Origin of the sequence: Streptomyces sp. NPDC079020 (assembly GCF_044542225.1) — a bacterium.
Taxonomy (GTDB): domain Bacteria; phylum Actinomycetota; class Actinomycetes; order Streptomycetales; family Streptomycetaceae; genus Streptomyces.
This window is the reverse complement of the sequence record NZ_JBITUB010000007.1, coordinates 374,478-395,944: the sequence shown is the minus strand read 5'-3', so window position 1 is coordinate 395,944 and position 21,467 is coordinate 374,478. Positions and strand designations below refer to the sequence as shown.

Annotated in this window: 17 protein-coding genes; 10 read left to right on the top strand and 7 right to left on the bottom strand. The window is 72.4% G+C overall.

Going from position 1 to position 21,467, the window contains the following annotated elements:
* Positions 1–8: 8 nt before the first annotated feature.
* The 4 genes from ccrA to ACIGJO_RS17780 all read right to left on the bottom strand — a co-directional run bounded on the left by ccrA (position 9) and on the right by ACIGJO_RS17780 (position 5,291).
* Positions 9–1,382 carry a crotonyl-CoA carboxylase/reductase gene (gene ccrA, locus ACIGJO_RS17795; protein ID WP_399958897.1) on the bottom strand — a complete coding sequence of 458 codons (1,374 nt, stop codon included), beginning with the start codon at positions 1,380–1,382 and terminating at the stop codon, positions 9–11.
* Between the two features lie 353 nt (positions 1,383–1,735).
* Positions 1,736–2,530 (bottom strand): GNAT family N-acetyltransferase, encoded by a 795-nt coding sequence (locus tag ACIGJO_RS17790; RefSeq protein WP_399958895.1) that lies wholly within the window; start codon positions 2,528–2,530, stop codon positions 1,736–1,738.
* 69 nt (positions 2,531–2,599) lie between these two features.
* Positions 2,600–3,418, bottom strand: a complete 819-nt coding sequence (locus tag ACIGJO_RS17785) for a TetR family transcriptional regulator (protein ID WP_399958892.1) — start codon at positions 3,416–3,418, stop codon at positions 2,600–2,602.
* A 91-nt stretch (positions 3,419–3,509) separates the two neighbouring features.
* Positions 3,510–5,291: a 3-hydroxyacyl-CoA dehydrogenase family protein gene (locus ACIGJO_RS17780; RefSeq protein ID WP_399958890.1), complete on the bottom strand. Its 1,782-nt coding sequence runs from the start codon at positions 5,289–5,291 to the stop codon at positions 3,510–3,512.
* Between the two features lie 375 nt (positions 5,292–5,666).
* On the opposite strand from ACIGJO_RS17780, the gene ACIGJO_RS17775 reads away from it, so the two are divergent.
* On the top strand, positions 5,667–6,239 hold the full coding sequence (locus ACIGJO_RS17775) for an adenylosuccinate lyase (RefSeq protein WP_399958888.1): 573 nt from the start codon (positions 5,667–5,669) through the stop codon (positions 6,237–6,239).
* A 52-nt stretch (positions 6,240–6,291) separates the two neighbouring features.
* Here the strand turns inward: ACIGJO_RS17775 and ACIGJO_RS17770 are convergent, their stop codons facing one another.
* Positions 6,292–7,905: an alpha/beta hydrolase gene (locus ACIGJO_RS17770; protein ID WP_399958886.1), complete on the bottom strand. Its 1,614-nt coding sequence runs from the start codon at positions 7,903–7,905 to the stop codon at positions 6,292–6,294.
* Positions 7,906–8,061: 156 nt separating this feature from the next.
* Complete coding sequence (locus tag ACIGJO_RS17765) at positions 8,062–9,105, bottom strand: Rv2578c family radical SAM protein (protein WP_399958884.1); 1,044 nt, start codon at positions 9,103–9,105, stop codon at positions 8,062–8,064.
* A gap of 149 nt (positions 9,106–9,254) precedes the next feature.
* On the opposite strand from ACIGJO_RS17765, the gene ACIGJO_RS17760 reads away from it, so the two are divergent.
* From ACIGJO_RS17760 to ACIGJO_RS17745, 4 genes are all read left to right on the top strand, one after another.
* On the top strand, positions 9,255–9,698 hold the full coding sequence (locus ACIGJO_RS17760) for an SRPBCC family protein (protein ID WP_399958882.1): 444 nt from the start codon (positions 9,255–9,257) through the stop codon (positions 9,696–9,698).
* A 224-nt stretch (positions 9,699–9,922) separates the two neighbouring features.
* Positions 9,923–12,370, top strand: coding sequence for an MFS transporter (locus tag ACIGJO_RS17755; protein WP_399958879.1), 2,448 nt, complete (start codon positions 9,923–9,925; stop codon positions 12,368–12,370).
* Positions 12,371–12,583: 213 nt separating this feature from the next.
* A complete protein-coding gene (locus ACIGJO_RS17750) occupies positions 12,584–13,309 on the top strand; it encodes a class I SAM-dependent methyltransferase (RefSeq protein ID WP_399958877.1) in 726 nt (241 codons plus the stop codon).
* A 124-nt stretch (positions 13,310–13,433) separates the two neighbouring features.
* Positions 13,434–13,805: a hypothetical protein gene (locus ACIGJO_RS17745; protein ID WP_399958875.1), complete on the top strand. Its 372-nt coding sequence runs from the start codon at positions 13,434–13,436 to the stop codon at positions 13,803–13,805.
* Positions 13,806–13,811: 6 nt separating this feature from the next.
* On the opposite strand, the gene ACIGJO_RS17740 is transcribed toward ACIGJO_RS17745, so the two are convergent.
* Entirely contained in the window at positions 13,812–14,768 is a 957-nt protein-coding gene (locus ACIGJO_RS17740) for a LysR family transcriptional regulator (protein WP_399958873.1), read from the bottom strand.
* A gap of 127 nt (positions 14,769–14,895) precedes the next feature.
* Here ACIGJO_RS17740 and ACIGJO_RS17735 point away from each other — a divergent pair, with 127 nt between their 5' ends.
* From ACIGJO_RS17735 to ACIGJO_RS17715, 5 genes are all read left to right on the top strand, one after another.
* Positions 14,896–15,897, top strand: a complete 1,002-nt coding sequence (locus tag ACIGJO_RS17735) for an aldo/keto reductase (protein WP_399958871.1) — start codon at positions 14,896–14,898, stop codon at positions 15,895–15,897.
* A 96-nt stretch (positions 15,898–15,993) separates the two neighbouring features.
* Positions 15,994–16,827 carry a M55 family metallopeptidase gene (locus ACIGJO_RS17730; protein WP_399958869.1) on the top strand — a complete coding sequence of 278 codons (834 nt, stop codon included), beginning with the start codon at positions 15,994–15,996 and terminating at the stop codon, positions 16,825–16,827.
* Positions 16,820–18,163 (top strand): M20/M25/M40 family metallo-hydrolase, encoded by a 1,344-nt coding sequence (locus ACIGJO_RS17725; protein WP_399958867.1) that lies wholly within the window; start codon positions 16,820–16,822, stop codon positions 18,161–18,163. Before ACIGJO_RS17730 ends, ACIGJO_RS17725 begins: the two co-directional genes overlap by 8 nt.
* Before the next feature lie 23 nt (positions 18,164–18,186).
* The gene (locus ACIGJO_RS17720) at positions 18,187–20,211 is read left to right on the top strand and encodes a S9 family peptidase (protein ID WP_399958865.1); all 2,025 of its coding nucleotides are present in this window, start codon (positions 18,187–18,189) and stop codon (positions 20,209–20,211) included.
* The gene (locus ACIGJO_RS17715) at positions 20,208–21,197 is read left to right on the top strand and encodes an LD-carboxypeptidase (protein ID WP_399958863.1); all 990 of its coding nucleotides are present in this window, start codon (positions 20,208–20,210) and stop codon (positions 21,195–21,197) included. The genes ACIGJO_RS17720 and ACIGJO_RS17715 overlap by 4 nt, the downstream gene beginning before the upstream one ends.
* Positions 21,198–21,467 lie beyond the last annotated feature (270 nt).

Genomic DNA, 21,467 nt, shown 5'->3' with positions numbered 1-21,467 from the left:
GGTGGACCTCAGACGTTCCGGCTGGAGGGGACGGACTGCTCCGACGGAGCGTCACGGAACAGATTGATGGCGTCGATGTGCTGCTCGCGCAGCTCCTGGTCGCGCACCCCCAGACCCTCGCGGGGCGCCAGCGCGAGGACGCCGACCTTGCCCTGGTGGAGGTTGCGGTGCACGTCGTACGCGGCCTGGCCGGTCTGTTCCAGGGAGTAGACCTTGGAGAGCGTGGGGTGGATCCTGCCCTTGGCCACCAGCCGGTTGGCCTCCCAGGCCTCGCGGTAGTTGGCGAAGTGCGAGCCCACGATCCGCTTCAGCGACATCCACAGGTAGCGGTTGTCGTATTCGTGGTTGTAGCCCGAGGTCGAGGCGCAGGTGACGATCGTGCCGCCCTTGCGGGTGACGTAGACCGAGGCGCCGAACGTCTCGCGGCCCGGGTGCTCGAAGACGATGTCCACGTCCTCGCCGCCGGTCAGTTCGCGGATGCGCTTGCCGAAGCGCTTCCACTCGCGCGGGTCCTGGTGGTGCTCGTCCTTCCAGAACCGGTAGCCCTCGGCGTTGCGGTCGATGATCGCCTCGGCGCCCATCCTCCGGCAGATCTCCGCCTTCTGGTCGCTGGAGACCACACAGATCGGGTTGGCGCCGCCGGCCAGCGCGAACTGCGTCGCGTAGGAGCCGAGGCCGCCGCTGGCGCCCCAGATCAGCACGTTGTCGCCCTGCTTCATGTCCGCGCCGTTGCGGGACACCAGCTGGCGGTACGCGGTGGAGTTGACCAGGCCGGGAGCGGCGGCCTCCTCCCAGCTGAGGTGGTCCGGCTTGGGCATCAGCTGGTTGGACTTGACGAGGGCGATCTCCGCGAGCCCGCCGAAGTTGGTCTCGAAGCCCCAGATGCGCTGCTCGGGGTCGAGCATCGTGTCGTTGTGGCCGTCCGAGGACTCCAGCTCGACGGACAGGCAGTGCGCGACGACCTCGTCGCCCGGCTTCCAGGCGTTGACCCCGGGACCGGTGCGCAGGACGACGCCCGCGAGGTCGGAGCCGATGACGTGGTACGGGAGGTCGTGGCGCTTGGTGAGCTCGCTGAGCCTGCCGTACCGCTCCAGGAAGCCGAACGTGGACATCGGCTCGAAGATGGAGGTCCAGACGGAGTTGTAGTTCACCGAGCTGGCCATGACGGCGACCAGTGCCTCGCCGGGGCCCAGTTCGGGCACCGGGACCTCGTCCAGGTGCAGTGACTTGCGGGGGTCCTTGTCGCGGGTCTCGAGCCCGGCGAACATCTCCGTCTCGTCCTTGTGCACGGTCACCGCGCGGTACGACTCGGGGACGGACAGGGCCGCGAAGTCCGCGGCGGTGCTGTCCTGCGATTGGATCGCGTCCAGGATTTCCTTCACGGTGTTGCCTCCGGCGAAGCTGGCGTCGAGGGAACGCTTGAGAGGTCCCTGCGGGGCAGGGGGAGCGGTGTGGAGGTGCTGCCGTCGGTTCGGCGGGTGGAACTTCGGCCTGCTCTGTGGAGCAGAAGGGTGCCTGTGACGCAGGCGTCCGGGCGCGCGGACACGTGGTTCGCGGGGACAGCCGGCGTACGTGAGGTCCCAGCACGCCGGCCGCCCGGACTCCTTCAACGTATGGCACTCCGTGACACCTGACAAGGCACCGAGTGCCAACAATTTCTCTCACTTGTCATCCGGTGGGCACGCATGAGCAATACGATGGGTGTTACGGGATGTTCTGTCCTGCTGTCGGCGCGTTACGGTGCCGGGCGGTACACGTACGGCGTCGTGGCACCCAGGGCCGTGAATCCGAGCCGGCGCAGGATCGGAGCGGATCGGTCGCTCGCGTCGACCTGGAGGTACCGGTAGCCCCGCTCGGCGGCGATACGCGCACGGAAGGCGACCAGCGCCCGGTAGATGCCCCTGCCCCGCCACGGGACCGCCGTCCCACCGCCCCAGAGCCCCGCGAACCCCGTGCCCGGGTACAGCTCCATCCGGGCCGAGCTGACCGGCTCGTCGCCCGCCATCGCCAGCACCCCCACGAAGCTGTCCGGGTCCCGCTCCAGCCGGGCCAGCACCTGATGACGCAGCCGCGACGGGTCCGAACCGAACACGCGCTCATGGGCGGCGGCCATCAGCTCGGCACCGGCCGCGTCGGTCACCGTGCGGAGCTCGACCCCCGCGGGCAGTTCGACGGCGGTGGCCGGGCCGGCCGGGGCGATCATCAGGGTCTCCGGCGGCTCCGGAACGAAACCGGCCGCCCGCAGCCGCCGCGGCAGATCGGCGGGCCGGTCGTGCGCGTACAGCTTCCACTCGAACTCGTCGTGGCCGAGCGCCGTGTAGTACGCCACCTGCGCGGCGATCGCCGCGTCCGCTCCCTCGGGGTCCAGCTCCGGGGACGACCAGACGACGCCGTTCCAGTCGTCGGCGGCGCCCGCCTGGCGGACGACCGGGCCGGCGCGTTCGACCCGTACGCCGGGGCCGTCGGGGCGGGCGTTCTCCCGCATCCCGTGGTCGAACAGGGCGAGCAGAGTGTGCTGATCATGATCCATCCGCCCAGCTCAGCACCGGCGGCGGACGGCGGCAACCAGGTATCGGGCGGGCCGGACGGACCGACCGGCTCAGCGTTCCTTGCTGAGCGCCTGCTGGATGGTGCGCATGACCTCGTCGAGAGGCGCGTCGGTCCGCGCCACCGCGACCAGCACCTCGCCGTCGGACGCCACCGTCGCGGGGGGCGCCGCCATCGGCTCGGTCCCGGCGATCCGCCCGGCCCCGATGCCCGAACCGAACGTCTCCCGGACGATCGAGAAGGCGTGGTCCAGCTGCGCCTCCACATCCCCCTGGCCGCCCGCGCGCAGCCAGCGGCGCAGCACATGGTTGTGCGCGGTGACCACGGCGGACGCGGCCACCTCGGCCAGCAGCGGGTCGTCATTGCCCACATGGTGGTCGCGCTCGTCGAAGTGGCCCAGCAGATAGCGGGTGAACAGCCGCTCGTAGCGGGCCACCGACGCGATCTCGGCCTCCCGCAGGGTGGGTACCTCGCGGGTCAGTTTGTAACGGGCCACGGAGACGGCGGGCTTGGCCGCGTACATCTTCATGACTTCCTTGATGCCGCGGCACACGGTGTCGAGCGGATGCTCGTGAGCGGGGGCGGCGTTGAGCACGGCCTCGGCCCTGACGAGGGTGTCGTCGTGGTCGGGGAAGATCGCCTCTTCCTTGGAACGGAAGTGCCGGAAGAAGGTCCGCCGGGCGACACCCGCGGCGCCCGCGATCTCGTCGACGGTCGTCGCCTCGTAGCCCTTCGTGGCGAAGAGTTCCATCGCCGCGGCGGCCAGCTCTCGGCGCATTTTGAGCCGTTGGGCGGCGGCGCGCGTGCCGGCGGCACTTTCCGGGGCGTCGGGCGCGGCGGAAGCACGGGGTGACTTGGCGGGCTGGGACATGGTGTGAACGTACTGCATCCGTGCAGGAGAGCGCGCCTGAGGGGGCGGGCCGCCCGAAGGTTCGAGCAGCCCGCCCCAGCCTGCTCCCGGCTCAGCGACGGGCATACTCGCGGAAGCCGCGCCCCGTCTTGCGGCCCAGGCAGCCCGCGGCGACCAGGTGCTCCAGCAGCGGTGCCGGGGCCAGGCCCGGGTCCCGGAACTCGCTGTGCAGGACCTTCTCGATGGCGAGCGAGACATCGAGGCCGACGACGTCCAGCAGTTCGAAGGGGCCCATCGGGTAGCCGCCGCCCAGCTTCATGGCGGCGTCGATGTCGTCGAGGGTCGCGTAGTGCTCCCCGACCATCTTGATCGCGTTGTTGAGGTACGGGAAGAGCAGCGCGTTCACGATGAAGCCGGCCCGGTCCCCGCAGTCCACCGGGTGCTTGCGCACCTTCGCGCACACCTCGCGGACCGTGGCGTGCACATCGTCGGCGGTCAGCACCGTGCGGACCACCTCCACCAGCTTCATCGCGGGCGCCGGGTTGAAGAAGTGCATCCCGATGACGTCCTCGGGCCGCGCGGTGGCCCGCGCTATCGCGACGACGGGCAGCGACGAGGTCGTGGTGGCCAGGACCGCGCCCGGCCGGCACACCTTGTCCAGCACCGCGAACAGCTGCCGCTTGACATCGAGGTCCTCGGCGACCGCCTCGACCGCGAGGTCCACCCCGGCGAAGGCGTCCAGCGAGTCCGCCGCCGTGATCCGGGCCAGCGTCTCGTCCCGCGCCCCGGCGGTCAGCCGCCCCTTGGACACCGAGCGTTCCAGCGAGGCGGCGATCCGGCCCTTCGCCGAATCCGCCTTCTCCTGACCGCGCGCGGCCAGCACCACGTCGTAACCCGCCTTGGCGAAGACCTCGGCGATGCCCGAGGCCATCGTTCCGGAGCCCGCGACCCCGACCGACCGCACGGTGCGCCCGGCGGCCGTCCCCGCGCCCTCCGGCGGCGTCAGCGCGTCGGGCACCACGGTCCGGCTGCCCGGGGCCTCGTAGGTGTAGAAGCCGCGGCCCGCCTTGCGGCCCGTCAGGCCCGCCTGGCCGAGCTGCCCCAGCACGGGTGCCGGTGCGTGCAGCCGGTCGTGCGAAGCGGCGTACATCGCCTCCAGGACCGTACGGGCGGTGTCGATGCCGATCAGGTCGAGCAGGGCGAGCGGCCCCATCGGCAGCCCGCAGCCCAGCTTCATGGCGGCGTCGATGTCCTCGCGGGAGGCGTAGTTCGCCTCGTACATCGCGGCGGCCTGGTTGAGGTAGCCGAACAGCAGCCCGTCCGCGACGAAGCCCGGCCTGTCGCCGACCGCGACCGGTTCCTTGCCGAGTTCCCGGGCGAGCCGGGTGACGGACTCGACGGCGGGCGGCGCGGTCAGCACCGAGGACACCACCTCGACCAGCTTCATCGCGGGCGCCGGGTTGAAGAAGTGCAGCCCGAGCACGCGCTCGGGATACCGCGACTCGGCGGCCAGCCGGGTCACCGACAGGGCGTTGGTGCCCGTGGCCAGAATCGCGGTGGGGGAGACGACCGCGTCGAGCTCGCGGAAGAGCTGCTGCTTGATCTCGTACGACTCCGGCACGACCTCGATGACCAGTTCCGCCTCCGCGACGGCCCGGAGGTCGGAGGAGGTGCGGAACCGGGCGAGGACGTCGGTCCGCTCCCGCTCGGTGATCCGCTCGCGCCGCACGGCGCGGGCGGTGGAGGCTTCGAGGGAGGCGACGGCCCGGCGGGCCGCCGCGTCGTTCGTGTCGATACCGATGACCTCGCGGCCCGCACGGGCCAGGACCTCGGCGATGCCGGTTCCCATGGTGCCGAGGCCGACGACGGCAATGGTGCTGAGCGGGGTGTCCATCACGGGACTCCAGGGTGAGTGACGACTGAGGGAGCACGGCGCGCCGGGAATCGGTCGAGCGGCGCAGGGCGTGCGGAAGGGTGCGTGCCGTGGTGCACGGGGCCGGGGTGCTCGGAGCGCACCCGGGCCGGGAAGGGGCGACGGACTCTGTCCCGAAGTCACGTCTCGCAGAACTGCCGAACCGACGAGCAACTCCGGACGGCTGCGTCACCAGGCCGTCGGAGCCTGCGGGGAATGCGCCCCGCTCACATGAGGTTAACCGGCGAGTAATGAGCGCGCCAGCCCTGCGTCGGTATGCGCTGGGTCACACCGCACGCCCCGGGGGGTGCGCCGCCGGGGTCCCCACGGTGCGTGCCCGCCGATACGCTGAGCGTCATGGATGAGGAGTTCCGGTCGCTCAGGGACCGGCTGCGGGACGAGGCGGGGCGGTCGGCGGTGTACGACCGGCTCATCAGCACCGACGACGACGAGGAGCTGGCCCGGGTCCTCGTCGAGCCCGAACGTCCGCTGTGGGCGCGTGAGATCGCCGCGTTCCGGCTCGGCTGCGGCGGCGACCGGCGGGCCTTCGAGGCGCTGGTCCTGCTGCTCAACCACCGCGACTCCGAGCGCTGTGTCTCCGCCGCCCACGCCCTGGAGCGGCTGGGCGATCCCCGCACACCCCGGGCGGCCGCCGCGCTCGCCACCAACACCCTGCGCACGGCCTACGCCCTGCACCCCGTGCGGCTGCTCACCGCGCTGCGCGCACCCGAGTCCGTCCCGGCCCTGGTCGGGACGCTGGAGCGGCTGCTGGCCCCGCAGGAGCCGCACTGGCGGGTGGCGCTCGCCTGTGTGGAGGGACTGGGCACGCTGGGCGACGACCGCGCCCGCCCGGTCCTGCGGGCGGCGCTGCCGCACCCCCGCCTCGGCCCCGCCGCGGCCGAGGCCCTCAGCCGGCTCCCGGCCGGCTGAGCCCGCGTACGTACCGGACCTCCCGGCCCGGTCCGGGCCGCCGCCCGCCTGTTCAGCTTCTAAAGCCCAGCAGCCCGTGGAGCCGGCTGCCCCTGCTGCCGTTCGCGCTCTGCGCGGCCGCCTTCTCGGCGGGCAGCGGCTTGGGGTCGGGCAGCGCGGAGCAGACCGCGTCGGCGTCGGCCCGGCCGTTCCCGCCGCGCGGGAGGTTGCCCGTGGCGAGATAGTCCGCGAGATACGCGTCCAGGCAGTCGCTGCCGCTCAGGGTGATCCCGTGATTGCCCCCGCCCCGCTCCACGACCAGGCTGGAGCCCTTGAGCGCGCGGTGCATGGTGACACCGCCCTCGTACGGGGTCGCCGCGTCCTCGGTGGCCTGGAAGAGCAGGGCCGGCGGGAGCCTGTCGTTGGACACCCGCACCGGATCGAGCGGCTTCACCGGCCAGGACGCGCACGGCGCGTTGTACCAGGTGTTGTTCCAGGTCATGAAGGGCGCCTTGGCGTTCGCCGAGCGGGAGTCCCTGCGCCAGGTGCTCCAGTGCCGCGGCCACGCGGCGTCGCGGCACTGGACAGCCGCGTAGACCGAGTAGCCGTTGTCGCTGTCCGCGTCTGCGGCGCCGAAGGTCTCGTAGGCCCCGGCCAGCGCCTCCTGGTCCCCCTCGTTCACATACGCGGCGAACGCCTCGGCCAGATAGGGCCAGTAGCCGTTGTAGTACCCGCCCGGCAGGAAGGTGTCCTCCAGCTCGCCCGGTCCGACCCTGCCGCCCGCGGGGTGCTCCGCGACCGCCGCGCGCATCTCGTACCAGGCGGCCTCGACCCGCGCCGGGTCGGTGCCGAGCCCGTAGGCGGCGTCGTTCTTCGCGACCCAGGCGGCGAACGCCTTGTGGCGGGCGTCGAACGCGTAGTCCTGGGCGAGGTTGTCGTCGTACCAGACCCCGGCCGGGTCGACGACCGAGTCGAGCACCAGGCGCCGCACCCGCTCGGGGTGGAGCTTCGCGTAGACCGCGCCGAGGTAGGTGCCGTACGAGTAGCCGAAGTAGCTGATCCGGCGTGAGCCCAGTGCCCGGCGGATCACTTCGAGGTCCTCGGCGGCGCTGACGGTGTCCATGTGGGGCAGCAGGTCACCGTGCTTCTCCCCGCACGCCCCGGCGAACGAGGCGGCCCGGTCCCGCTTGGCCCGCTCGTCCCGGAGGGACACCGGCACCGAGCCGGGGCGTACCGGATCGAAGTAGCCGGGTACGCAGTCCAGCGCCGGGGTGCTCTTCCCGACCCCGCGCGGATCGAACCCGATCACGTCATAGCTCGCGGCGACCTTCGCCGGCAGCGCGGAGGCCACGAAACCGGCCATCGAGAGGCCGCTGCCGCCGGGGCCGCCCGGGTTGACCAGCAGGGGGCCCTGCGAGGTCTTCGCGGTGTGCGGGATCCGGGACAGGGCGAGCGTGACCTGCCGGCCGGAGGGGCGGTCATGGTCCAGCGGGGCGCGGACCGTCGCGCACTGGAGCGCCGGATAGTCCTCCGTCGCGCAGTCGGTCCAGGTGAGCTGCTGCGCGGGCGGCGCGTTCACGCCGGCGCCCGCCGCGGACGGCGCGGCGCTCACCGGGGCGGGCGCCGCGCTCACCAGACCGGCGACCGTCGCGCCGACGGCGACCAGAATTCCTGCACGATTCGTCATACGGCCTCCCAGGGTGGAGGGAACGCGGCTGTGGATGGCACAGCCCCCGCCGCATGGTCCCCGCATTCAGAGGGAAGCGGACATGTTCCGCCAAGAGTTGACCCGATTGGTCATACAGGTACGGTCACCTGCCGGTCGGCGGCAGCGAGGCCACGGTCACAGCAGCGTCAGCTGGGTCGGGCCGCTCGGCCCCTCCCCGGCGGGCGCCGGTGTCCCGGACGCGGCGACGCGGCGGGAAGCGCCCCAGTCGGGCGGCCCGATACCGAACTCGGTGGCCAGTTCGTGCACCTGGCGGGTGATCCGGCGCTGGTACCACGTCGGCGCGTACGGCCCGTCCGCGTACATCCGCTCGTAGCGCGCCACCAGGTGCGGGTGGTGCCGGGTGAGCCACTGGGTGAACCACTCCCGGGCGCCGGGCCGCAGATGGAGCACGAGCGGGGTGACCGACGTCGCTCCGGCGGCGGCGATCGCGCGGACCGTGTCGCGCAGCTGGTCGGGCCGGTCGCCGAGGAACGGGATCACGGGGGCCATCAGGACCGCGCAGCCGATGCCGCTGGCGGTGAGCGCGCGTACGACGTCCAGGCGCCGTTCGGGGGAGGGCGTGCCGGGCTCCACGGTGCGCCACAGCTCGCGGTCGGTGAAGCCGACGGAGACGGAGACGCCGATCTCGGTGACCTCGGCCGCCTGCCGCAGCAGCTCCAGGTCCCGCAGGATCAGGGTGCCCTTGGTCAGGATCGAGAACGGGTTCGCGTGATCGCGCAGGGCCGCGATGATGCCGGGCATCAGCCGGTAGCGGCCCTCGGCCCGCTGGTAGCAGTCGACATTCGTGCCCATCGCGATGTGGTCGCCGTGCCACTGGCGGGACGTGAGCCGGTGCCGCACCAGCTCCGCCGCGTTGATCTTGACGACGATCTGGGAGTCGAAACCGAGCCCGGTGTCGAGATCGAGGTAGCCGTGGGTCTTGCGGGCGAAGCAGTACACACAGGCATGGGTGCAGCCCCGGTACGGGTTCACCGTCCATTCGAACGGCATCCGGGATGCCCCGGGCACCCGGTTCACGATCGAACGGGCCCGGATCTCATGGAAAGTGATTCCCCTGAATTCGGGGGTGTCGAACGTGCGCGTGGTCACCGCGTCCGCGGCGAAGAGCGCGCTGTTCCCGGTCATTGTGCCGTTCTCGACCAGATTGTCCCAGCGCATGGACGCCTCCTCGGTAGAGCTGGGCAAAGAATAGAACATTTGTTCCCTTGATCGTGCGGGGCGGCACGCGGACCCCGATTTTGAGGCGCCGCACCCGAGGTGGTTGGCTCAGCTCACCCCCCGAACAACCGAGTGCTGGAGGAACAGCCATGGCGCAGGTCGAGGCCACGACAGAGCGGATCATCGCGGCGGACGCAGAGACGGTGTTCGATGCGCTGGCCGACTACCAGGAGGTCCGGGGCAAGGTGCTGACCGGCCACTTCAGCGAGTACGAGGTGCGCGAGGGCGGCGACGGCGAGGGCACCCTCGTCCACTGGAAGCTCCAGGCCACCAGCAAGCGGGTCCGCGACTGTCTGCTGGAGGTCTCCGAGCCGACCGACGGGCAGCTCATCGAGAAGGACCGCAACTCCTCCATGGTCACCACCTGGACCGTCACTCCGGCCGGTGAGGGCAAGTCCCGGGCCGTCGTCTCGACCGTCTGGAACGGCGCGGGCGGCATCGGCGGATTCTTCGAGAGAACGTTCGCGCCCAAGGGCCTCGGCCGCATCTACGACGAACTGCTCAAGAACCTCGCCGACGAGGTCGAGAAGTAGGCACCGGCACCGCCCGGCCGACACCACGTTCGGCCCGGCCGCACGCGTGACGGCCGGCCTCACCGGAACGGGTGGTCTTCCGGGGAGGCCGGCCGCGCGCCGTAGCGGCTCCGACCGGCGCATAAGCCCTCTGTCCGCGCCCTGCGCGCCCCTGCCCGCGTTTGCCCCGCCCCGCCGCGCGGTGCGAGAAATGGGCGGCGCAGGTGCGACGAGGGGAGCGTTACGTGGTGGGCGGGGTCACGCTGACGAAGGACGGGCCGGGCGGCTCGGCGGGGGAAGCCGGCGCCGGGACCGTGCCGCTGCCCGCGCCATCACCTCCCGTACCCGGCCCGGCCGGTGCCGCCGGGGCGCCGGCCGGAGAGCTCGGCCCGCGCCGGGTCCGGCTGATCTTCCTCGGGCTGATGCTCACCCTGCTGCTCGCGGCGCTCGACCAGATGATCGTCGCCACCGCCCTGCCGAGGATCGTGGGTGAGCTGCACGGCCTGGAGAAGATGTCGTGGGCGGTCACCGCCTATCTGCTCGCCTCCACCATCGGCCTCCCGGTCTACGGAAAGCTCGGCGACCTCTTCGGCCGCAAGGGCGTCTTCCAGTTCGCCATCGTCGTCTTCGTCATCGGCTCCGCGCTGGCCGGCTGGTCCCGCACCATGGACGAGCTGATCGCCTTCCGCGCCGTCCAGGGCATCGGCGGCGGCGGACTCATGATCGGCGTCCAGGCGATCATCGCCGATGTCGTCCCGCCCCGGGAACGGGGCCGCTACATGGGCCTCATCGGTGCCGTCTTCGGCCTCGCCTCGGTCGCGGGCCCGCTGCTCGGCGGTTTCTTCACCGACCACGTCTCCTGGCGCTGGTGCTTCTACATCAACGTGCCGTTCGGTCTGGTCACCCTCGCCGTCATCGCCGTCGTGCTGAAGCTCCCCAAGCCCGCCGTACGCCCCCGCCTCGATGTGCTGGGCGCACTGCTGCTCGCCGCCGCCTCCACCTTCCTGGTCCTGCTCACCAGCTGGGGCGGGACCGAGTACGCCTGGGGCTCGCGCACCATCCTGGGCCTCGCGGCGGGCGCCGCCGGAACGGCTCTGCTCTTCATCGCCGTCGAGCACCGTGCCGCCGAACCCCTCATCCCGCTGCGGCTGTTCCGGGACTCGATCTTCAACATCACCGGACTGGTGGGCGCCGTCGTCGGTGTCGCGCTCTTCGGGGCCGCCAGCTATCTGCCGACGTACCTCCAGATGGTCGACGGGGCCTCCGCCACCGAGTCCGGGCTGCTGATGCTGCCGATGATGGGCGGGATCGTCGTGGCGTCGGTCGTCTCCGGGCACCTGATCTCCAGGACCGGCCGCTACCGTATCCACCCGCTCGTCGGCAGCGGCGTCTCCGCCGTCGGCATGTGGCTGCTCTCGCGGCTGGAGCCCGGCACCTCCCGGCTGGAGTGCGGCCTGGGGCAGGCCGTCCTCGGCATCGGGATCGGACTGGTCATGCCCGTACTCGTGCTCGCCGTGCAGAATTCCGTACGGCCCGCCGACCTCGGCACCGCCACCAGCGCCAACAACTACTTCCGGCAGATCGGCGGCAGCGTCGGCGCCGCCGTCTTCGGGACCCTGTTCGCCGGGCGGCTCGCCGACGCCCTCGCCGTGCGCCTGCCGTCCGGCGCGGAGCTCCCCGACCCCGGGTCCATCACCCCGCAGCTCGTCCACGCGATGGAGCCCGCGCTGCGCGACGCCTACATCCGGGCGTACGCCGACGCGATGCCGCGCGTCTTCCTCTACCTCGTGCCGGTGCTCGTGCTCGGCCTGTTCCTCGCCTTCTTCCTCAAGGAGAAACCGCTGGTGTCCCATCACAGCCCCGAAGCGGCCGTCGAGCCCTCGCAGATCCCCGCCGCCCGTACCGACTCCGCCCCCCCGTCCGTCGGCTACCTGTCCGGAGTGCCCGTCTGCGGGAACGTCCAGCACCCCGACGGAACCAAGGTCCCCAGAGCGGCCCTCACCCTCATCGACGTCCAGGGGCAGCAGGTGGGGCGCGGCGCGAGCGGCGACGACGGGCGGTACGCGCTGAGCGTCCCGGGCGCCGGCTCCTATGTGCTGATCGCCGCCGCGGGCGGTCATCAGCCGCAGGCCGTCAGCGTCACCGTGGGCGAACGGCCCGTCGAGCTCGATGTGGTGCTCGGCGGTGCCGGACGGCTCGCCGGTACGGTCGTCACGGCCGACGGGACCCCGGTGCGGGACGCGGCGGTGACCCTCACCGACGTACGCGGCGACGTCGTCTCGACCACCCGCAGCGGCCGGGAGGGCGGCTATGTGATCACGGAACTGGTGGCCGGTGAGTACACCCTGGCCGCCAGCGCCCCGGCCTTCCGGCCCGCCGCGCTGCCGGTCAGCGTGCAGGCCGCCAGGGAGACCCGTCAGGACATCGAACTGGCCGGCGGTGCGGTCCTGCGCGGGATCGTCCGGGCGAGCGGCGGCCGGCCGGTCGAGGACGCCCGGGTCACCCTCCTCGACGCGGCGGGCAATGTGGTGGACACCCTCACCACCGGGCCGGACGGTGCGTTCCGGTTCGTCGATCTGTCGTCCGGCGAGTACACCGTGATCGCCGCGGGCTATCCGCCGGTGGCGACCGTGCTCCAGGTCGCGGGCGGCGGGCGCACCGAGCGTGACCTCCAGCTCGGGCACGAGGACTGACTCCGGCGACCGTCCCCGGGAACCCGCCCCGGTCGCCCCGCCCGCGGTCCGGTACGGTGCCGTGCGCGGGGCGCACACGGCGCGCAGGGAGCGCGTAAGGATCGAACGCGCGGTAAAGGAATGCGCCGGTTGCTTGTCGCTGCAACCGGGGCGCGATAAACCGTCCCTGACAACGTGTCATGACAGTTGTGCGGACGCCCTGGGGAGCAGGCCATGAGTGTGACGAGCCGGTACAAACGTGCCTGGGAAAGCTTCTGGAGCGAAGCCCCCGACGGTCCCGGTGCCGTTTTCTGGGACGCCGAACCCGCCCTGACGTCCGGGCTGCACCTCGCGCTGTTCGAGCCGCACCTGATGGCGACGGACCTTCCCCTGGTGGACCTGGGCTGCGGAAACGGCACACAGACGTTCTTCCTCGCCGAACGGCTGCCCGGGGTCACCGGAGTGGACCTCTCCGCGGCGGCGCTCGCCCACGCCCGGCGCCGCGACCCGCTCGGCGCGGTTCCCTTCCGCGAACTCGACGCGGCGGACCCGGAGGCCGTGCGCCGCCTCCACGGTGAACTGGGCGACACCCACGTCTACATGCGCAGCGTGCTCCATCAGTGCGACCCCGCCGACCGGCAGCCGCTGATCGACTCCATCGCGACCCTGGTGGGGGAGCGGGGCCGGGCCTTCGTCATCGAACTGGCCGAGGCCGCGGGTGCCGAGCTGTCGGTGCTCGCACAGGCCCCCGCCGGGCCGCCGCCGAAGCTCCGTCCGGTCCTCACCCACGGCATCGCTGCGGGCCGGGTCCGGGACGCGGCCGTGCCCCAGTACTTCCGCGAGGCCGGGCTCTCCGTCCTCGCCGAGGGCGAACTGCCCCTGCTCACCACGGAGTACGTGGCCGACGGCACCCGTATCGAACTCCCCTGCAACTGGCTGGTCGTGGGCCGGAAGGCGTGACGCGGGCCTCCCGTAGCGGCGTACCCTCGCGGAACGTCCCCCGCTGGTACGGGACGTGGCGGCGGGATGCGTCGAGGGGAGCCGTTCCTCTCCGCGGGGGCGGGTCCGGCCGGATAATGCGGTGATGAGCAACAATCACGTCGTACTCGGCTGCGGACGTCCCATCGAGCAACGCATCGGGCAGGCCGCCCGGACATGGATCGGTGAGGGCCGCGACCACGGTCATCTGCTGACCGGCAAGGCGTTCTTCGCGGTGTACTCGTGGTACTTCCGGCACCGCACCGGCCTCGACGTCGCACAGGCGGAATTCGTCACCGCCTCGTACAGGTTCAACGGAGGCGGCGACGGCTGGAACGCCATGCTGCGGCTGCGCACCGAATGCGAGAACTGCCGGGACACGTACCGGATGGAGAACATCGGGCTGTGCACCGGATGCATGCGGTACACCTGCTACGCCTGCGGTGCCCACGGGTCCTGCGCCGGCGAGATCGTCTGACCGGACTCACCGGGCCCGTCGCACCACCTCGCCCACGCCTCCGTCCGGGTCTCCGCCGTCCCCGACCGGCCCGCCCCGCCGCTGGTGCTCCCGCACCAGACGCATCAGCGCCCGCGCCCCCGGGCTCAGGTCCCGCGCCGGGGGCAGCACCACCACGCTCTCGTACACCGGCCCGTCCGGGCCCTCCAGCTCCACCGCGAACAGGTTTCGGGCCTCGGGCTTGCGGGAGAAGTGGTGCGGGACGACCGCGACGCCCAGCCCCTCGTGCACCAGGTCCAGCAGGCTGTGCACGTCATTCACCTCCAGCGCCACCGTCCGCCGCAGCCGGGCGCCCGCGAACGCCTCGTCCGCCGCCCGCCGCGGCCCCCAGTCCGGGTGGAAGTCGATGAACGACTCGCCGCGCAGTTCGTCCCAGGCCACCGCCGGCCGCCCGGCGAACCGGTGTCCCGGAGCGCACAGGAGAACCATCGGCTCCCTGGCCAGCGGGACCAGCTCGCCGCGCCACTCCAACGGGCTGACCGTGGCGGCGAACGCGATGTCGAGCCGGCCCCCGGCCACCCCGTCCAGCAGGCTCGACGTGCCCTCCTGCCTGAGCCGCAGCTCCATGTGCGGATGATCGCGGTGGAAGGCCGCGAGCAGCCGCGCCGGGCTGACCCCCGCCACACACTGCTCGACCCCCACCGTCAGGGTGCCGCGCAGCAGCCCCCGTACGGCATCGACCGCGTCCCGGGCCGCCCGCGCCCCCGCCAGCGTGCGCTCCGCCTCCACCAGCAGGGCCCGCCCCGCCCCGGTGAGCCGCACCGAACGCGTGGTCCGGCTGAACAGCGGCGTACGCAGCTCCCGCTCCAGGGCCCGGACGGAGGCCGACAGCCCCGACTGCGAGACGGCGAGGCGCTCCGCGGCGCGGGTGAAGTGCGCCTCCTCGGCGACGGCGACGAAGTGCTCCAGCTGACGCAGTTCCATGACTGAGAAACCTAGGCGATGAATCCCAGCGGAATCTCCTGTTGGACTGCTGGATCGTTCTCCGACAGCCTGGATTCCGCGCGCCGAGCCCGGCGCACCCCTCGGAACTCTCCTGCGGAGCACCCCTGTGTACCTTCCGTCCGCCGACCGCTACACCGCCATGCCCTACCGGCGCACCGGGCACAGCGGGCTGCTGCTGCCCGCCCTGTCGCTCGGCCTCTGGCACAACTTCGGCGGCGACCGGGCCCCGGAGGAGCAGGGCCGTATCCTGCGCCGGGCCTTCGACCTGGGCATCACCCACTTCGACCTCGCCAACAACTACGGCCCGCCGCCCGGCTCCGCCGAGGTCACCTTCGGCCGCGCCCTGAAGACGGACTTCGCCCGGCTCCGCGACGAGATCGTCGTCTCCACCAAGGCGGGGTACCGGATGTGGGACGGCCCGTACGGCGAGTGGGGATCGCGGAAGTACCTGCGCTCCTCGCTGGACCGGAGCCTCACCCGGCTCGGCCTGGAGTACGTCGACATCTTCTACTCCCACCGGCCCGACCCCGACACCCCGCTCGAAGAGACCATGGGCGCCCTCGACACCGCCGTACGGCAGGGCAAGGCTCTCTACGCCGGGCTGTCCAACTACTCGCCCGAACAGACCCGTGCGGCCGCCGCGATCCTGAAGGACCTCGGCACACCGCTCCTCATCCACCAGCCGCGCTACTCGATGCTGGACCGCCGGCCCGAGGACGGACTGCTGCGCGTGCTCGACGAGCTGGGCGCCGGGTCCATCGCCTACTCGCCGCTGGAGCAGGGCATCCTGTCCGACCGCTATCTGCGCGGCATCCCGGAGGGCTCGCGGGCGGCGGGCGCCAGCCCCTTCCTGACCCCGGACGCCGTCACCCCCGAGCTGGTCGACCGGCTGCGGGGCCTGGACGCCCTGGCCAGGGAGCGCGGCCAGTCGCTCGCACAGCTGGCGCTGGCCTGGGTGCTGCGCGGCGGCCGGGTCACCTCCGCCGTCGTCGGCGCGAGCAGTGTCACCCAGCTGGAGAACAGCGTGGCGGCCGTCCGCAACCTGGAGTTCGGCGAGGAGGAGCTGGCCAGGATCGAGGAGCTGCTCAGGGGCACGCGCCGGGGCTGAGCCCCGCACGCGCCGGAGGGACCTTCAGCGGACTCGACCTGTGGAGGTGCGGAACCCCCTGGCCCGGGCGTACGCGGGCGCGTACGGTGTGGCGGCATGAAGATCCTCATCAGCGCCGACATGGAGGGCGCCACCGGAGTGACCTGGCCGGCCGATGTGCTGCCCGGGACTCCGCAGTGGGAGCGCTGCCGCTCGATGTTCACCTCCGACGTGAACGCCGCGGTCCTCGGGTTCTACGACGGCGGCGCCGACGACGTGCTGATCAACGAGGCGCACTGGTCCATGCGCAACCTGCTGCTGGAGCACCTCGACGACCGGGTGCAGATGCTCACCGGCAAGCACAAGTCCCTCTCCATGGTGGAGGGCATCCAGCACGGTGACGTCGACGCGATCGCCTTCGTCGGCTACCACACGGGTGCCGGTGCGGAGGGGGTGCTCGCCCACACCTATCTGGCCAACTCCATCACCGGGGTCTGGCTGAACGGGGTCCGCGCCAGTGAGGGCCTGCTCAACGCGCATGTCGCCGCCGAGTACGGCGTCCCGGTCGTCCTCGTCACCGGCGACGACCTCACCTGTGCGGACGCCGAGGGCTACGCCCCCGAGGCCCGCAAGGTCGCCGTCAAGGACTACGTCTCGCGGTACGCGGCGGTGTGCCGCACCCCGGCCCGTACCGCCGCCGACATCCGGGCCGCGGCCGCGAAGGCCACCGTGCTCGCCGTCCGGCACGAGCCGGTCACGGGCGGCTCCTTCACGGTGGAGCTGGAGTTCGACGCCGAGCATCTGGCCGCGGCGGCGACCGTGGTCCCCGGCGTGGCGCCGAGCGGCGAGAGGCGCGTCGCGTACACCAGCGCGACGATGTACGAAGGTATTCGCACGTTCAAGGCGGTGACCACCATCGTGTCGTCCGCCGTGGAGGAACAATATGGCTGAGACCCGCGACCTGCTCGGACCGGTGGACGACCAGGCACTCGACGAAGTGGTGACGTTCACCTCCGAGCTCATCCGGATCGACACCACCAACCACGGTGACGGCAGCTGCCGGGAGCGCCCGGCCGCCGAGTACGTGGCGGAGCGGCTGGCCGGCGTCGGCCTGGAGCCCACCCTGCTGGAGCGCACCCCGGGACGCACCAACGTGGTCGCCCGGATCGAGGGCACCGACCCCTCCGCCGACGCCCTCCTCGTGCACGGCCATCTGGACGTGGTGCCGGCCGAAGCGGCCGACTGGACCGTGGACCCCTTCTCCGGGGAGGTGCGCGACGGTGTCGTGTGGGGGCGCGGCGCGGTCGACATGAAGAACATGGACGCGATGGTGCTCGCCGTCGTCCGTGGCTGGGCGCGCGCCGGTGTCCGGCCCCGCCGCGACATCGTCATCGCGTACACCGCGGACGAGGAGGCCAGCGCCGACGACGGCGCCGGATTCCTCGCCGACCGGCACCCGGGGCTCTTCGAGGGCTGCACGGAGGGCATCAGCGAATCGGGCGCCTTCACCTTCCACGCCGGGGACGGTCTCTCGCTGTACCCGATCGCCGCGGGCGAACGCGGCACCGGCTGGCTGAAGCTGACCACCGAGGGCCGGGCGGGCCACGGCTCCAAGGTCAACCGGGACAACGCAGTCACCACCCTCGCCGACGCCGTCTCCCGCATCGGCCGGTACGAGTGGCCGGTGCGGCTCACCCCGACCGTGCGCGCCGCCCTCACCGAGATCGCCGCACTCCACGGCATCGACGTGGATCTGGACGCCCCCGGCTTCGACGTGGACGAACTGCTGGCCAAGCTGGGCCCGGCCGCCGAACTCGTCGCGCCGACCGTCCGCAACAGCAGCAACCCGACGATGCTGGACGCCGGGTACAAGGTCAATGTGATCCCCGGCCGGGCCACCGCCCTCATCGACGGCCGCATCGTGCCGGGCTGCGAGGACGAGTTCCGCGAGACCATGGACCGGCTGACCGGGCCCGCCGTCCACTGGGAGTTCCACCACCGGGAGGTCGCGCTCCAGGCCCCCGTCGACTCACCCACGTACGCCAAACTGCGCGCCGCGGTCGAGCACTTCGACCCGGACGGGCACGCCGTCGCGTACTGCATGTCGGGCGGGACGGACGCCAAGCAGTTCTCCCGCCTCGGCATCACCGGCTACGGCTTCTCACCGCTGAAGCTGCCCGTCGGCTTCGACTATCAGGCGCTGTTCCACGGCGTCGACGAGCGCGTGCCCGTGGACGCCCTGCACTTCGGCGTCCGTGTCCTGGACCACTATCTGCGCACCGCCTGACCCGACCGGGGGGACAGCCCAACGTGACCACAGAACAGAACGTGTCCACAGGCGCGTACGGAACCTGGCCGTCGCCGATCGACGCGGCACTCGCCGCCTCGCACGACGGACGCCCGGAGTACGTCGGAACCGTCGGCGAGGAGGTGTGGTGGACCGAGCCGCGGCCGGCCGAGGGCGGCAGGCGTGCCCTGGTGCGCCGGCGCGCGGACGGCGGCACCGAGGCGGTGCTGCCCGCGCCCTGGAACGTCCGCAGCCGGGTCATCGAGTACGGCGGACAGCCGTGGGCCGGGACCCTGCGCGCCGAGGGCGGTCCGCTCGTCGTCTTCGTCCACTTCGCCGACCAGCGGCTGTACGCCTACGCCCCCGACGGCCCGGACGGACCCCGGCCGCTCACCCCCGTCTCGGACACCGGCGGCGGCTTGCGCTGGGTGGACCCGGAGCTGCGCCTGGAACACGGCGAGCAGGGTGAAGTCTGGTGTGTCCTGGAGGAGTTCACCGGCGAGGCGCCGACCGATGTGCGCCGGGTCATCGCCGCCGTTCCGCTGGACGGCTCGGCCGCCGACGACCGCTCCGCCGTACGGGAACTCTCCGACGACCGGCACCGGTTCGTCACCGGCCCGCGGCTGTCGCACGACGGGCGACGGGCCGCCTGGATCGCCTGGGACCACCCGCGGATGCCGTGGGACGGGACGACGGTGATGCTGGCCGAGGTCACCGAGAAGGGCACGTTCACCGGCGTGCGCCCGCTCGTCGGCGACATCGACGAGTCGGTCTGCCAGATCGAGTGGGACCGGGACGGCACGCTGCTGTTCGTCTCGGACCTCGGCGACTGGTGGGAGCTCCAGCGCATCCGGCCCGACGCCGTGGCGGGCGGGGCGGTCCCCGCCAGCCGGCTCTGCTCCGGCCGGGGCGAGGAGTTCGGCGGGCCGCTGTGGAAGATCGGGCTGCGCTGGTTCCGGCCGCTGGACAACGGGCTGATCGCCGTCATCCACGGCCGGGGCACCACCCGGCTCGGCGTGCTCGACCCGGAGACCGAGGAACTCGCCGACGTGGCGGGACCCTGGACGGCCTGGGCCGACACGCTCGCCGTACGGGGCAGCAGGGTCATCGGCGTCGCCGCGAGCCCGCGCAGCGGGGCCGAGGTGGTGGAGCTGGACACCGCGACCGGACACACCCTGACCATCGGCGCACCCCACCGCGACGCGGTCGATCCCGCGTACTACCCCGAACCGCGCGAGCGCACGTTCACCGGCCCCGACGGCCGCGAGATCCACGCCCATGTCTACCCGCCGCACAGCCCCGTCCGCACCGGCCCCGACGGCGAACTCCCGCCGTACGTCATCTGGGCGCACGGCGGCCCGACCGGGCACGCCCCGCCCGTGCTCGATCTGGAGATCGCCTACTTCACCTCGCGCGGCATCGGGGTCGCCGAGGTCAACTACGGGGGCTCCACCGGCTACGGCCGCCGCTACCGCGAGCGGCTGCGCGGGCAGTGGGGCGTCGTCGACGTCGAGGACTGCGCCGCGGTCGCGGAGGCGCTGGCGGCCGGGGGCGAGGCCGACCGGGCCCGGCTCGCGATCCGAGGCGGCAGCGCGGGGGGCTGGACGGCGGCGGCCTCACTGACGGCCACGAGCCTGTACGCCTGCGCGACCATCAGCTACCCGATCCTCGACCTCGCGGGCTGGGCCACCGACGAGACCCATGACTTCGAGTCGCGGTACCTGGAGTCGCTCGTCGGCCCGTTCGCCGACGTGCCGGAGCGCTACCGCGAGCGTTCCCCGATGCACCGCACCGACCGCCTCACCACACCGTTCCTGCTGCTCCAGGGGCTGGACGACGTGATCTGCCCGCCCGTCCAGTGCGAGCGCTTCCTCGCGGCGGTCGCGGGCCGCGGCATCGCGCACGCGTACCTCGCGTTCGAGGGGGAGAGCCATGGCTTCCGGCGTGCGGACACCATGATCCGCGCACTGGAGGCCGAACTCTCCCTGTACGCCCAGACGTTCGGCATCGACCGTCCCGACGTACCGCGGCTGGAGCTGAGGGAGTGACCCCGCGACCGCCGGTCTCCACCGCCGCGGCCGGCCCCGGAGCCCGGTTGCAGCCTCTCGTCCGGCCCGCGCGGCTGCGGCCGGGAGCCCGCGTCGCCGTGGTGGCCCCCAGCGGTCCGGTGCCCGCCGACCGGCTGGAGGTGGGCCTCGACCTGCTGCGCGGCTGGGACCTGGATCCGGTGGTCGCACCCCATGTTCTCGACGTCCACCCGGAGTTGGACTACCTCGCCGGAACCGACGAGCACCGTGCCGCCGACCTCCAGAACGCCTGGTGCGATCCGTCCGTCGACGCCGTGCTGTGCGCCCGTGGGGGATACGGGGCGCACCGTATGGTCGATCTGCTGGACTGGCCCGCGATCCGGGCGGCCGGGCCGAAGGTGTTCGTCGGCTACAGCGACATCACCGTGCTCCATGAGGCGTTCGCGCTGAGGGCGGGATTCGCGACGCTGCACGGCCCGATGGCCGCCACCGAGGTCTTCCTGAAGGACGCGGCCACCCAGGAACATCTGCGCGCCACGCTGTTCGCGCCCGAGACCGTGCGCACGCTGGGCCTGGACACGGCGGGCGCCCTGGTGCCGGGCCGCGCCCGGGGCATCCTCCACGGCGGCTGTGTCAGCATGCTCGCCGCCGATCTGGGCACCCCGCGGGCCAGGACGTCGGCCCGGGGCGGGCTGCTGGTCATCGAGGACATCACGGAGGATCCGTACCGGCTCGACGGCATCCTCACGCGGCTGCTCCGGGCCGGGGCGCTCGACGGGATCTCCGGTGTGGTGTGCGGCTCCTGGGCGGACTGCGGGCCCTACGGCCGGGTGCGGGCGGTCCTCGCCGACCGGCTCGGGGGCCTCGGCATACCCGTGGTGGAGGAGCTGGGCTTCGGTCACTCCCCGACGGCTCTGACCATTCCGCTGGGCATCCCCGCGGTGCTGAACGCCCCGGCGGGCGGCGGCCGTTGCACACTGACGGCCGAGGTTCCGGCCCTGGTCTGAGCCCTCGGCGCGGGAAGTCCGTACCAGCTTTCGGCCTCCGGTAGGGGCCGTCGGCCGCGGCACCGGGCGCCGGTCCCGGCTCCCGCCGCCCCTGCTTCCGGTCCCGCCTCCGCTCCGGCCTCCGTCACGGTCCCCGCTTCTTCCCCGAAGCCGGTCCACCCGCGGCTCTCCGCGTCGGTGGTCCTGTCCTGTGTGCGGAAGGTGAACATCCGTCAAGAAACGTTGCCTTGTGCGTTGACACGGCTATGACGCCTGTCACACCATGAGCGC

Bases quoted from the DNA above. Each gene is read 5' to 3' on its own strand.
- ACIGJO_RS17765 (WP_399958884.1), bottom strand. From the start codon at position 9,105: ATGCGCTGGGACAATCTGGTCGAGAACGGCACAATGACCGGGAACAGC.
- ACIGJO_RS17730 (WP_399958869.1), top strand. From the start codon at position 15,994: ATGAAGATCCTCATCAGCGCCGACATGGAGGGCGCCACCGGAGTGACC.
- ACIGJO_RS17770 (WP_399958886.1), bottom strand. From the start codon at position 7,905: ATGACGAATCGTGCAGGAATTCTGGTCGCCGTCGGCGCGACGGTCGCC.
- ACIGJO_RS17745 (WP_399958875.1), top strand. From the start codon at position 13,434: ATGAGCAACAATCACGTCGTACTCGGCTGCGGACGTCCCATCGAGCAA.
- ACIGJO_RS17775 (WP_399958888.1), top strand. From the start codon at position 5,667: ATGGATGAGGAGTTCCGGTCGCTCAGGGACCGGCTGCGGGACGAGGCG.
- ACIGJO_RS17740 (WP_399958873.1), bottom strand. From the start codon at position 14,768: ATGGAACTGCGTCAGCTGGAGCACTTCGTCGCCGTCGCCGAGGAGGCG.
- ACIGJO_RS17750 (WP_399958877.1), top strand. From the start codon at position 12,584: ATGAGTGTGACGAGCCGGTACAAACGTGCCTGGGAAAGCTTCTGGAGC.
- ACIGJO_RS17780 (WP_399958890.1), bottom strand. From the start codon at position 5,291: ATGGACACCCCGCTCAGCACCATTGCCGTCGTCGGCCTCGGCACCATG.
- ACIGJO_RS17790 (WP_399958895.1), bottom strand. From the start codon at position 2,530: ATGGATCATGATCAGCACACTCTGCTCGCCCTGTTCGACCACGGGATG.
- ACIGJO_RS17785 (WP_399958892.1), bottom strand. From the start codon at position 3,418: ATGTCCCAGCCCGCCAAGTCACCCCGTGCTTCCGCCGCGCCCGACGCC.
- ACIGJO_RS17725 (WP_399958867.1), top strand. From the start codon at position 16,820: ATGGCTGAGACCCGCGACCTGCTCGGACCGGTGGACGACCAGGCACTC.
- ACIGJO_RS17760 (WP_399958882.1), top strand. From the start codon at position 9,255: ATGGCGCAGGTCGAGGCCACGACAGAGCGGATCATCGCGGCGGACGCA.